Origin of the sequence: Halomonas sp. Ps84H-12 (assembly GCF_024124725.1) — a bacterium.
Lineage (GTDB): Bacteria > Pseudomonadota > Gammaproteobacteria > Pseudomonadales > Halomonadaceae > Vreelandella > Vreelandella aquamarina.
The window spans coordinates 124,585-136,943 of the sequence record NZ_JAMXSJ010000002.1 but is presented as its reverse complement, the minus strand read 5'-3'; the positions used below and the strand labels follow the sequence as shown (position 1 = coordinate 136,943).

The window sequence follows — 12,359 nt, the reverse complement described above, 5'->3', positions numbered from 1 at the left end:
GCCCTGATTGTACAAAAAGCGGGGCCGAAAAGCGCTGAATGCACAGGCTGCCGAGCAATCAGCGCTACCAGCCACGCCGCCCCAGTCGCGCCAGCTCGCTATCCAACTGCTGCACCGCCTGCTCCGGCGTGATACTACCGGACAGCGCATCGTGCACGCGGTTGAAGATCGCGTTGGAGACCCGCGGATAGGCATCGCCGGTAATGCTGGCCGGGCGCGGCACGCCGTTCATCACCGTCTCATATAGCTCGCCGATAAACGGCTGCGCGGCCAGCACGTCTTCGTCCTCATAGAGCGCTGGGCGCGTGGGGTTACGGCCAAACTCAATGGCGTGGGCTTTTTGCTGGGCTTCGGCGGTGAGATAAGCCACCAGATCAGCGGCCGCCTGCGGCTCATCCGAGTAACGGGACACCGCCCAGTTCCAACCGCCCAGCGTTGCCACCGACTGCCCTTCTGGCCCGCTGGGCAGCGGCGCTACGCTAAACTTGTTCTGGATCGGCGTGCCGTCCGCTTGCCCCAGCGACCACACGTAGGGCCAGTTGCGCATAAACACCGCGTTGCCCGCCTGGAAAACGCCGCGAGCCTGCTCCTCCATGTAGTTACGCACACCTTCTGGACTGATATCCCCCACCCAAGAGGCCGCTAGCGCCAGGGCTTCCACCGCCTGGGGGTTGTTAACCGTCACCTGCCCCTCGGCATCCACGAACGTACCGCCGCCGTAGCTGGTCACCCACTCCAGGGCGTTAGTGGTCAGCCCTTCGTAAGCGCGCCCTTGAAAGACGAAACCATGCATGCGCTCGTTGCCCGCTTCCCGTTCAGCGTTTTGAATGCGTCGGGCGGTGTCGGTCAGCGCTTGCCACGTCTGCGGCACCTCTTCACCGTACTGCTCGAGCAGATCATGACGGTAGTAGAGCAGCCCGGCATCGGTAAACCAGGGCAGCGCGACCAGCTTGCCCTGCACGGTGTTGTTCTCCATCAGCGAGGGAATAAATCCTTCTGCTGCGCCTTCCGGCAGGTAATCGTGCAAATCCACCAAGTGCTCTGCCAGCAGCCCCGGCCAGACGATATCCACCATCAGCACATCGACATCTTGGGATTGGCTGCCCAGCAGCTGTTGATAAAGCGAAAGCTTTTCCGTAGGCGAGGCTGGCGTGGTGACGATATTGACCTGATGGCCGTTGGCCTCGGCCCAGCGCTGGGCAAGCGCCGGGCAGAAGTCCGCCGCACCGCCATCGCCACAGGCCACGGTGATCTCGGCGGCCAGAGCAGGCAGTGCCACAGGCAGTAACGTCATCAGCAGCAACGGTGTTTTCAATGTTGAGCGCATCGTGGAATCCTCATTTTGTTATTGGGTGTCGTACGTTTAAAGATGCGTGTTGCAACGTGCTCGTTAGCTGGCAATCGCCATGCTGCGATCTTCCAGACTGGACACAAAGCAGGCGTCTAGCACGGTTTGAATGGCCGCACCGCGAGCAAAATCGGGCTGGTCGTTCTCCCCCGTGCGAATGCTCTCGATGAAGCGCTGATAAATGCTGGGCGTGGGCGGCGCCTTGACCGTGCTCCAGCGGGCAGGATGCACATCGTCGTTCAGGCACACCTGTACCTCGTCTTTGGAGGCATCCAGATCCACGCGGATGGCGCCTTTATCACCGTGAACGCTCAGCGTTAACGAGTTGTGGTGGCCGGTGGCCCAGCGGGTCGCCTGGATGGTGCCCATGGCACCGTTAGCAAAACGTACGCGCATCAGCGCCGTGTCGTTGGCGTCCAGCACGTAGTCGCCAATGCGGTTATCCGGCGCTTTATCGAAGCAGGTCAGCTCGCAGTTCACCCGAGTGATATCGCCCACCGGGAAGCTGGCGAAATCGACGATATGCACGCCCACATCGCCTAGCACCCCTTTGCTGCCGTGGGCTTCCGAGAGCCGCCATAGCCATTGGCTCTCTTGGTCCCAGCGGCCCCAGGCGTTGCTGACCAGCCAGCTTTGGCGGTAGCTGGCGTCCACATGGCGCACGGTGCCAATGGCGCCGCCGGTGACGAGCGCGCGGGCGTGCTGAATGGCAGGGGCGTCCCGGTAGCTCAAGTTGACCATGTTGATGACGTTGGCGGCCTGGGCGGCGGCGGCCATCTCATGGGCATCCTCGGCGTTGGTAGCCAGGGGCTTTTCGCACAGGATATGTTTGCCCGCCGCGATGGCGGCCAGCGACGTGGCCTTGTGCACGCCATCCGGAGTGACATTGCTCACCGCGTGGATATCGTCGCGGGCCAGCATGTCGTCCAGCGACTGGTAAACATCGGCAATGCCATGGCGCTCGGCGAAGGCCTGGGCCTTGGGGAAATCACGGTCGCATACGGCAACCACTTCGACACCTTCGAGTCGGCCATAGTGCTTGGCGTGCTCGCCCGCCATGCTGCCCGCGCCAATAATCGCGATACGGATCATTTGAACCCCTCCTCACCGGGTTTGTGCAGGCTTTCGCCCTTGATCTCGACCGGGTTGGGCGCCTGGTCGGCGGGGACGTTGGGGCAGCTGTCGATCCACCGGGAGCCTTCCGGCTGCGCCCAGACCACGGCATTTTTGAGCACCCGCTTGACCTGCTCGTCGTAGTAGATCGGGTAGGTTTCGTGGCCGGGGCGGAAGTAGAAAACCTTGCCGTTGCCACGCTTGTAGGTCAGGCCGGAGCGGAACACTTCGCCGCCTTCGAAGGCACTGATGAAAATCACTTCGTCCGGGTTGGGTACCGCAAAGGGTTCGCCGTACATTTCGGTATGGGGCAGTTCAATGTAATCGCCGAGCCCTTGCACGATGGGGTGGCCAGGATTCACTACCCAGAGCCGCTCACGCTCGCCGGCTTCTCGCCATTTCAGCGAGCAGGTGGTGCCCATCAGCCGTTTGAAAATTTTGGAGTAGTGGCCGGAGTGCAGCACAATCAAGCCCATGCCCTGCAGCACGCGCTTTTGCACCCGGTCAACGGTCTCTTCCAGCACGTCGCCGTGGGCGGCGTGGCCCCACCACAGCAGCACATCGGTATTCTCCAACGTCTCTTCGCTGAGCCCTTGTTCTGGGTCTTGCAGCGTGACGGCGGTAGCGGACAGCGCCTCTGACTCATTCAAACCGTCGGCGATGCACTGGTGCATCCCGGTAGGATAAATGCGCGCTACCACCTCGTTGGTTTGCTCGTGGACGTTTTCGCCCCACACGGTGACGTTAAGGGTCATCTGTTCTCCTTATACAGCTCTGGCAGTTGAATCAAAAGGGCATTAATTAGAGCCTCGATCGTTAAAGTAAACGTTTACGGACAATGCGTAAACGTTTACTCAGGTGCAACTTTAGTCATACCCATGCGTATACCCTAGTGATGAACACTATTGGCATCGCGGCGAGGTTATCCGTATTCTGAGACGTAACCACGCGCTTTAGAGTGACTAACTAACTGTTCTAACAGTAGGAGAACGCCATGGCTGGTTTACTGCCGAACGTCGATCCCGACGGCTTGCTTGAGTACTCAGTGGTCTACACGGACCGCTCCTTGAATCACATGTCACAACAGTTTCAAACGGTGATGCGCGATATTTCTGCCACGTTGAAAGAGGTGTATAACGCGCACGCGGCGGTGATCGTGCCCGGTAGCGGCACCTTTGGTATGGAAGCAGTGGCGCGTCAGTTTGCTCTTGACCAGAAAACGCTGGTCATTCGCAACGGCTGGTTTAGCTATCGCTGGACACAAATTATTGAAATGGGTCGCTTAACTGACCAGCACACCGTACTTAAAGCACGACGCCTGAATGCCGATGAGCCGCACTCCTCCTTTCAGCCAGTGCCCATTGACGAGGCCGTTGCACGGATTCACAGCGAGCAACCCGCGGTAGTATTTGCGCCTCAGGTCGAAACCTCCGCAGGTTTGCTGCTTCCAGATGACTATATTCAGGCGCTAGCGCAGGCAACTCACGCGGTAGGCGGCCTGTTCGTATTGGATGCCATTGCTGCTGGTACCCTATGGGTGGATATGCAGGCACTGGACATTGATGTGGTAGTGAGTGCGCCGCAGAAAGGGTGGAGTGGCCCCCCCTGCTGCGCCATGGTGATGCTCTCAGAGCGTGCCACCCAGCGCTTGAACGAGACCCAGAGCAATAGCTTCGCCTGTGACCTGGGCAAGTGGCATAGCATCATGCAGGCCTATGAAAACGGTGGTCACGCTTATCACGCCACTATGCCCACAGATGCCTTGCGAACACTGCGCGATATCATGCAAGAGACACGCGACTACGGTTTTGCCAAAGTTAAAGAGGAGCAGCAGGCGGTTGGACGTGAAGTACGCGCCATGCTGAAACGCCACGGATTTGTAAGCGTTGCTGCACCAGGCTTTGAAGCACCCGGCGTAGTGGTGTGCTATAGCGAGGATAGCGGCCTGGTGGGCAAGCTTGCCCAGGCGGGTGTGCAAGTGGCAGGCGGTGTACCGCTGATGTGCGATGAGGGCGACAACTTCCAAACTTTCCGCATAGGCCTGTTTGGGCTGGATAAGCTGCACCATACGGAGCGCAGCGTGGAAAGCCTGGAACAAGCAATCAAGGCAGTCTCATAAGGTAGAAAATGCCCGCTAGTGCATAGCTGCATAGCGGGCACGATCATTGAGACTATTGTGATCTAGCGCAGTTTATTGCCATTTTGTTCAGCGCTGCTCTCCGCGACTCTTTCCACCGCGACGATGCCAGAGCGGCTGACCACGACCTTCCAGCGCGCCAAATAAGGCGTATCTTCACTGCCCGTTTCACGGATTACCAAGTTGAATAGATGACGCCGCTCCACACTCTCGCGCACCACCTGACCATCTTTGAGCCGGTAGATGTGATGTTTCTCTTTGCTCATTAGGCGGGTCAGCATCGAGAGATCGATATGCAGCGTTTCGCGGGTGTGTTCATAACCACTGAGAAAGCGCGTTGGCGACATGCGCGAGCTGGAGCGATAGTGCATCACCACCTCGTCACGCTGGGCCACGGTGCGCCGCCGCATCTGCTGAATATCGTCATCCAGAGCGGAATAGCGCTTGTAGTCGAACCACTCAAGTTGCCGCCCTACCAGGGCGTTGCGGGTGGGGTCGATGTATTGGCGACGCCATTTGGGGCGGCCACGGCGTAGCCAGCGCCATAGCGTGTTACGCAGGTCATCTTTGAAGACTTCCCGCAGCGCATAGAGCAGCGCCATGGCCAGCACAAACAGTGCGGTAATATCCCCCAAGGCGTTGCGTAGCTGCAGAACACCCAGCGACACAAACGCCATCACCACCGCCGTGGCCAGCGCTTTGACCGCCTTTTGTTCGCCGCTACCCAGCTCCAGGGTACGCTGCTTGAGGGTGATCGGTTGCTCAATCAAGAGCCGCAGCAGGCGCATTTTATTCGACATGCGAGTCGGATCTTCCATGACCCGTTCGGCGTTGTACTCCTGGGCCTGACGGTACTCCCCTTCGCGCTGGCAAATGGTAATAAAGCGCCGCTTGATATCACTAAACGGCCCGCCCCGTGGCATATGCGCGACTAGAGCTAATAGCTGCTGCTCGGTGAACCAGGAGAGGTAGTTGTCGATATTGGCAAAGTATTTATAAAGACGCTCGTCGCTGGGCGGGTTGCGCCGCAGGCGTTTGAGAATGCCGTCACTCAGGTCACTCATTTCCGCGAGCCGTTCGGTCAGTGCGTTGGCCTTCTCATTCCAGGCGTCTGGCTCATCGGTTGGCTCGCGACGCAGCTTACGGGCGTCAGCCAGCAAGGCTTGGGTGGTGCGCTCCAAGGCCCCCACGTATTGATAGGCGTAAAGGCTGAGGCTCAAGCGGTAAGAGTCGCTACCCAACTGGTTACGGCTAGCCAATCGGCTATGCACCAGCGGCAAGTGATACTCGTCGCTGTAGTAAGTGCGCGAGACACTGATCGCACCATGATAAAATGCCTCTTCGGAAATGACGTGAGTGCTCAACCCAAGCTCTTTGGGCACGAACAAATACACATCGAGCGTATGCGAGGTTTCTTCTTTTAGCCGCCGCGATAGGCGCAGTTGGAAGCTATTTTTACGCTCAACGTTGATCACCTCACGAATCTCCTACTTCATTGCCAAACACGATGATATACCATGGTGAGCTCGCCATAGTGGTCTGCTAAACAGAGGCTACGGTTTACTACTTCGCCTTGGAGCTAGGGAATGTCCACCGCCCGTTTTTCACCCTTTGAGCTGCTGCTGCTCAAAAGCCGCAGCCAAGTGGATACGGCCACACTACTACTGCTGGGCTGGGTGCTGGTGCACCGCCAGCACGTCTCGGAAGGCCAGCGGCGTCGCCGCTTGGCCCAGGTGACATCGCAGTTTCGCCACGGACACGAACTGGGGCCGGTGATGAGTATTGCCCACAGCCAAGACCTGCACGCCATTCAGCTGGCCGCCGAGGTGGTACGCAAAGAGTGTTCTAAAGAGCGTAGCCTGAGTGTGATGCACCAAGCGATTACCGTGGCCACGGACGACGGCGATATCTCGCTTGCCAACCATTATATCCTGCGTTTTTTAGCCGATTTGCTAAACGTAGCGCCGGCCACCTTGGGCACGCTTTTTCAGGAACTGACTGGCCAGCCGCTGCGCCAGCCGGAAGACCCAAGCCGCGACGCCTATTGGCAAACCCACGACCCGGCTTATTACGCCCAGAAGGCGCAAGAAGAGGCCGACGCCGCCCAACGCGAGAAGGCATCGCAAGAACAGGCTGAACAGCAGCAGCGGGCCAAAGCGGATAAACAGCAGGAAAAGAAGCAGAAGCAGCAGGAAAAAAAGCAGCAAAAAGAGGACGCCCGCCGTGCCAAAGCGCGGGCGGAGCAGTCCAGCGCCGAACAGAAAGCGGAGAAGGCCAGAGCCGAGCAGGCACGCCAGGAGCAGGCGCGGCAAGAGGAGTCACGACAACGCCAGCAACGTAGCAGCCCACCGCCTCCCGATCGCACCACTCGCGCCCTCGCCGTCCTGGGGCTGACGCCAGGGGCGAGCAAAACCGATGTACGCCGCGCCTATCGCCGCATGGCCCAGCTTCACCACCCAGATCGCTTCTACTCCGATAGCGAGCACCAGGTCGCTCTAGCGTCGGCGCGTTTTCAACGCATCAAAAATGCCTATGATTATTTGATGCAAACCTACTAATCACTACGCTTGGAAAGAGACTTCCTGGATTATGCGCGACCTGTATCAACGCCTCGCTCTGTCGCCTGACGCGAACGACCATCAGATCAACAGTGCCCTGGCCCGCTGCCCCAATAGCGCACTACGCCAGGATGCTACCTCCGTGCTCGCCGTTGCCCCACACCGGGAAACCTACGACACCCTTCACCACACCCTGAGCGACATTGGGCGCCTGCGCGCCCGGTTGGGCCTAACCCACGGTGCCCATTGGCAGGGCGATGTGGCCAATGATTTTTCGCTGCCGCCGGATAACGCGATCTCACGCCACGATGAGCTAGTTGACCGCGTCAGTCACGCGGTCTCGCTCTATAACCGCTGGCGTCGCCTGCGGGGGCCATGGTTACTCATCGCCGTTTTCACCGTGGGGGCGGGCATAGGCCTCGCTTTGGGGTTTGCCTTGAGCTTGGGGCTTGGCTTGGGCTGACGTGCCGTGGCGCTCCCGCTCGTCTTGACGGATTTCCGCCTGAGTGGGGCGTGGTGCGGGCTTCGGGGGCGCGGGCTTTTTATGTGGCTCTTCATTGGAAGAAGAACGGCTCTCCTCGCCCCGCTCCATGCTTAAATCGGTGCCGGAGGTGTCTTCCATACGCGACTCAGAGCGCGCTTCCATGCTGACACTCAAACGCGGTACACCCAGGTCGATCTCTTGTGCTTCCATGCGCTGCTTCAGCAGCAGGTTAAAGGCGCGGGAAACATCCCACTGCATTTCCGGTGCGGTGCGAAAACGCATCCGCAGGATGGGGCAGCCCTCTTCAAAGCCCTGCACGCCCTGCATCTCCAGCGGCGACCAGATGTAGTGGCGCATCATCGGGTCTTTACGTAGCTCCTGGGCGGTCTCCTGCATCAGGGTAATCGCATCGTCGATTTTCATATCGTAAGGAATGCGAATACGCATCAGCGCAATACCGAACTGGCGGGACATATTGTGGATCGATTCGATACGACTGAAGGTGATGATGTGCAGCACGCCGTCCAGGTCACGCAGTCGCACGGTGCGCAGTGTTAACCCTTCTACTGTGCCCATATGGCCGTTGATCTGCACAAAGTCATCCACCGCCAACGAGTCTTCAATCAGAATAAAAATACCAGTGATTAAATCCTGCACCAGGGTTTGGGCACCAAAACCAATCGCCAGACCGATCACACCGGCACCCGCCAGCAGTGGCGTGACGTTCACCCCAAGGTTGGCTAGCCCCGCGATCACCGCGATGATCAAAATAGCGACAAAAATCACGTTGCGAATCATCGGCGTAATGGTTTGCGCACGGGCTTGATTTACCCGCCGCCCGCGGGAGCGAGCCGAAGAGGTCAACGCCCGCTGAATGGCCGTATCGGCAAAGATCCATACCAGCCAGGCCAGCAAAATCGTAGCACCAAGGCTCACCAGCGCTTGCCCGATGCGGGCGCTGGCCACCGCCTGCTGGCCTAAACCAAACAGCGAACCGCCCCACACTTGCATAGAGAGCTCGGCGAACACCATCCACGCGCAAATATGTGCCAGCACGAACCCGAAACGTTCCAAACGCTTGCGGTACTGACTGAAGCGGCGGCGATGCCGGCGCTTGTTGAGCCGCTCGGCTTGGCGGCGCAGCAGCCCGGTCACGACTAGCGTCAGCACTAGTAAACTGGCAGAGACAATCGAGCGCGCCAGGGCCGTGCCCACATCCCCTACGGTAATAAAAATCGCCAGCAGCGAGCCACCAACCATTAAAAGCGCCGGGATATGCCACAGCCCTCCCAAGGTACGAATCATCTCAACCGCGGCGCTGGCATCGCGGCGCTGCTTATAAGGCCGGTTGCAAATCAGATGACGTATGGGGCGCTTAAACTTAAAGATAAAGCGCGCCGATAGCAGCGCTGCCAGCATGTTCGCCAGCACCGATACCAAGCCGGAAAGCTCTGCGCCCAGTAGTTCTACTAAGCGCGTGGAGTTCACCGCATCGCCCAGAGCAATCAACGCGCCAATCACAAACAGGCCACGCAGCGCTTTATGCTGTAGCACCTGCACCGCAGGGAAACGGTGCCCACGGCTGAAGAAGGCGATCACGGTCTCAAACACGACCGAGAGCGCGCGACCACACAGGCAGATATACGCCACGACAAGCACCACGGCACGGCCAGGGCTGTAGGGCAGAATTTGGCCAATGCCGAGCGTGATGGCAAACGCCAGGGTCCACGGCAGCATGCGACGTAAAAAGTGCACCGCCAGCAGCCACGCTTTGGGGTCGCGGGGAAGATCCAACGGCCAGTGGCGTCGCGTGGCGACTAAGCGGCCAAAGGCAATCATCACTACCAACAGCGCGCTCCATACAAAGGCCAACACGGCGCCGTCGGCCACCGCGCGAATGATCTCCCCTTGGTCAGCGCCATCATGTAAAGCGCGTAAGTCATCCGCCCCCTGCACTAGCTGGCGTGACCACTCGTCAATCGGTGAATCTCCCGCCTGGGCCTGTTCGCCAATGTCGGTTAGCGTATCGGCCAGCGCGCCTAACAACCCCTGGCGAACGACACCATCCTCCTCGGCGGCCTCGGTGCTCACCTGCAGCTCGCGCAGCGAGTCCAGTAGTGCGGTGCGCTGCTCCTCGTTTTCGAGCATGGAGATCACATTGCCAAGCGAGCGCTGAAAATCTTCGTTACTTACCTCGGACTGTTCCGACGAGTCGCCACCCGTCAGGTTAGGCAAGGAAACACTCTGCGCCAGTGCCGCCGCGCTGAGCAGCATGCTGAGCACTACGCCTACGATGATTTGGGTTATCCAGTGCTGTCGCACGCATTACTCCCGACATAGACCGGTCACAGGTACCGGTGATTAACATTTACTTCGTTGATTACGCTCAGCCTCAACGCGTGACTATGATAGGCTGACCCTTCAAACGTTCCTCTCAAGGATACCGAGATGACGCTGCAAGCCCCACCCAAACGCGTAAATAAAGATGGCCAAACACGCTGCGTCGGCGTTGAAATCGAGTTTGCCGGGCTACCGCCCCGCGAGACGGCTGAGCTGGTGCGCACGCTATTTGGTGGGGAGCTTAACGTGGTCAGCCCTCATCGGCTACAGGTGGAAGGCACACGTTGGGGAGAGTTTGGCATTGAGCTGGATACCCAATACGCCCACCCTGATAAAGCACTGCTGGAAGAGCACCATGAAAGCGACAGTGAATGGGCGCGCCAGCAGCACCAGCGGCGAGTAGAGTTTCACCAAAAAACCCGCGAGCTGATCGGCGATATGGTGACCGGCTTGGTGCCCACCGAAATCGTCTGCCCGCCTATTCCTTGGGACGAGCTAGAAACACTCGATACGCTCTTTGAAACGCTGCGGGAAAAAGGCGCCAAAGGCACCGATGCCAGCCTGCTCTATGGTTTTGGTCTACACCTGAACCCTGAGGTGGAAAGCCAGGAGGTGGAGTACCTGCTCGCCATGATGCGCGCCTACCTGCTGCTAGCCAATTGGCTGCGTGAAGAAATTAAGGTGGATATCACCCGCGAAGTGCTGCCTCACGCCAACCCGTTTCCCAAGGAGTACGCCCGTAAGGTGCTGGATCTGCGTTACCAGCCGGACCTAGATACCTTCATCGACGACTACCTGGCCGATAACCCTACCCGTAACCGCGAGCTGGACCTTCTGCCGCTGTTTGCCCACCTGCGCCCGGAACACCCTCACGCGCTGCTGCACGGCCAGTTGACCAAGCCACGGCCCACCTTCCATTATCGGTTGCCCAATGCGCAGCTGTCGCAGCCGGGCTGGGGCAGCGTAATGGAGTGGAACCGCTGGGTGGAGGTAGAGAAGCTGGCCCACGATCAGGACAACCTTCACGCCCGCTGCCAGGAGTACATGGCCGAACAGCGCCAGCCCTGGTGGCAGCGCCTCAAGCGCAGACTGTTTGGCTATGTCTAGACCCTTGATCGGCATCACGACCTCGGATTACAAAAGCCAGCTTGCCTGGTGCTTTGACTGGTTTGCCGTCTGGCGTCACGGCGGCAGGCCGCTGCGGCTTTCCCCTTCCCGCCCCTTGCCAGAGCATCTGGACGGCCTGATCATTGGCGGCGGGGACGACATTCAAGCCCACCTGTACGGCGGTGAAGTGCAGCTGGACGTGCGCCTGGACCCGGCTCGTGACGAGCTGGAACTCGGCCTGCTGAAGCGCTTCATACCCCGCCATACGCCAGTACTGGGCATCTGCCGAGGTGCGCAGCTGATCAACGTGCATCTGGGCGGCACGCTGGATCCCGATATCTATACCACCCATGAAGGCTTGAAGCGGCGGCGTACCGTGCTGCCCCGTAAAACGGTCGATATCGTCGGCGGCAGCCAACTGTATCAACTGCTGGGGGTGACCTGGTGCCGTGTGAATAGCCTGCATCACCAGGCCGTTAACCAGGCGGGAAAAGACATTAAAATCGTCGCGAGAGACAGAGATGGGCTAGTGCAGGGGATTGAGTCCGAAGCTCACGACTTTCTGATTGGCGTACAGTGGCATCCCGAATGGCTAATCTTCAACCGCCCCCAGCAGCGCTTGATTAGCGCGCTGGTGGCGGCTGCCAAACAAGGGCGCGAACGAATTAGCCGTTGAGCACCGCGAGAGCCGCTTCGTAATCCGGCTCGTCTTTCAGCTCGCTAACCAGCTCGCTGTGCAGCACGCGGTTGTCCGCATCCAGTACAACGACCGCACGGGCACACAGCCCTTCCATGCTGTTGTTACACAGCGCCACGCCCCAGGCTTCCTGGAATTCCCGATGGCGGAAGGTGGAGAGCATCTCAACGTTATCCAGCCCTTCGGCTCCGCAGAAGCGCTTGGCGGCGAACGGCAGGTCAGCCGAGACTACCAGTACAACGGTATCTTGCAGGCTGGAGGCCAGCTCATTAAACCGCCGGGTAGACATCGCACAGGTGGGCGTGTCCACACTGGGTATAATGTTCAACACTTTACGTTTGCCTTGGTAGGTGTCCAGCGTGACATCTTCCAGGTCGCTGTTGGTCAGCGTCATCGCTGGGGCAGCTTGCCCAACGACAGGTAGAGTACCTGCTACATCTATCGGCTGCCCTGCACGAGTAATCTGTTGCATATCAAGCTCCTAATGTATGGTAAAACGGTAATTAAACAAGACGTTTCAGCTTACAGCGTAATGACCTGATTCGGCTATCTTTCCACCGCCGCGACACGATAAC

At 59.0% G+C, this 12,359-nt stretch carries 11 protein-coding genes; 5 read left to right on the top strand and 6 right to left on the bottom strand.

The genetic code is table 11. The features are described from left to right. Positions 1–64 precede the first annotated feature (64 nt). From NH344_RS01660 to NH344_RS01650, 3 genes are all read right to left on the bottom strand, one after another. Entirely contained in the window at positions 65–1,327 is a 1,263-nt protein-coding gene (locus tag NH344_RS01660; RefSeq protein ID WP_213262302.1) for an ABC transporter substrate-binding protein, read from the bottom strand. A 63-nt stretch (positions 1,328–1,390) separates the two neighbouring features. After that, the gene (locus tag NH344_RS01655) at positions 1,391–2,440 is read right to left on the bottom strand and encodes a Gfo/Idh/MocA family oxidoreductase (protein ID WP_054641373.1); all 1,050 of its coding nucleotides are present in this window, start codon (positions 2,438–2,440) and stop codon (positions 1,391–1,393) included. Continuing rightward, positions 2,437–3,216, bottom strand: coding sequence for a ThuA domain-containing protein (locus tag NH344_RS01650; RefSeq protein ID WP_253027444.1), 780 nt, complete (start codon positions 3,214–3,216; stop codon positions 2,437–2,439). Before NH344_RS01650 ends, NH344_RS01655 begins: the two co-directional genes overlap by 4 nt. Before the next feature lie 239 nt (positions 3,217–3,455). Here NH344_RS01650 and NH344_RS01645 point away from each other — a divergent pair, with 239 nt between their 5' ends. Then, complete coding sequence (locus NH344_RS01645) at positions 3,456–4,580, top strand: aminotransferase class V-fold PLP-dependent enzyme (RefSeq protein WP_137094262.1); 1,125 nt, start codon at positions 3,456–3,458, stop codon at positions 4,578–4,580. Between the two features lie 62 nt (positions 4,581–4,642). On the opposite strand, the gene NH344_RS01640 is transcribed toward NH344_RS01645, so the two are convergent. Continuing rightward, on the bottom strand, positions 4,643–6,073 hold the full coding sequence (locus NH344_RS01640; RefSeq protein ID WP_062361411.1) for a hypothetical protein: 1,431 nt from the start codon (positions 6,071–6,073) through the stop codon (positions 4,643–4,645). Between the two features lie 111 nt (positions 6,074–6,184). On the opposite strand from NH344_RS01640, the gene NH344_RS01635 reads away from it, so the two are divergent. Both NH344_RS01635 and NH344_RS01630 read left to right on the top strand, forming a co-directional pair. Continuing rightward, complete coding sequence (locus NH344_RS01635; RefSeq protein WP_062361415.1) at positions 6,185–7,156, top strand: DnaJ domain-containing protein; 972 nt, start codon at positions 6,185–6,187, stop codon at positions 7,154–7,156. A 31-nt stretch (positions 7,157–7,187) separates the two neighbouring features. Beyond that, a complete protein-coding gene (locus tag NH344_RS01630; protein ID WP_054641371.1) occupies positions 7,188–7,619 on the top strand; it encodes a hypothetical protein in 432 nt (143 codons plus the stop codon). Here the strand turns inward: NH344_RS01630 and NH344_RS01625 are convergent. Beyond that, positions 7,536–9,962, bottom strand: a complete 2,427-nt coding sequence (locus NH344_RS01625) for a mechanosensitive ion channel family protein (protein WP_137094260.1) — start codon at positions 9,960–9,962, stop codon at positions 7,536–7,538. The two genes, NH344_RS01630 and NH344_RS01625, sit on opposite strands and share 84 nt — an antisense overlap. Positions 9,963–10,088: 126 nt before the next feature. Here NH344_RS01625 and NH344_RS01620 point away from each other — a divergent pair, with 126 nt between their 5' ends. Beyond that, complete coding sequence (locus tag NH344_RS01620) at positions 10,089–11,087, top strand: amidoligase family protein (RefSeq protein ID WP_058575947.1); 999 nt, start codon at positions 10,089–10,091, stop codon at positions 11,085–11,087. After that, positions 11,080–11,763 carry a type 1 glutamine amidotransferase gene (locus NH344_RS01615; RefSeq protein WP_253027442.1) on the top strand — a complete coding sequence of 228 codons (684 nt, stop codon included), beginning with the start codon at positions 11,080–11,082 and terminating at the stop codon, positions 11,761–11,763. Before NH344_RS01620 ends, NH344_RS01615 begins: the two co-directional genes overlap by 8 nt. Here NH344_RS01615 and tpx read toward each other — a convergent pair. Continuing rightward, positions 11,753–12,256: a thiol peroxidase gene (tpx, locus tag NH344_RS01610; RefSeq protein ID WP_253027440.1), complete on the bottom strand. Its 504-nt coding sequence runs from the start codon at positions 12,254–12,256 to the stop codon at positions 11,753–11,755. The two genes, NH344_RS01615 and tpx, sit on opposite strands and share 11 nt — an antisense overlap. Positions 12,257–12,359 lie beyond the last annotated feature (103 nt).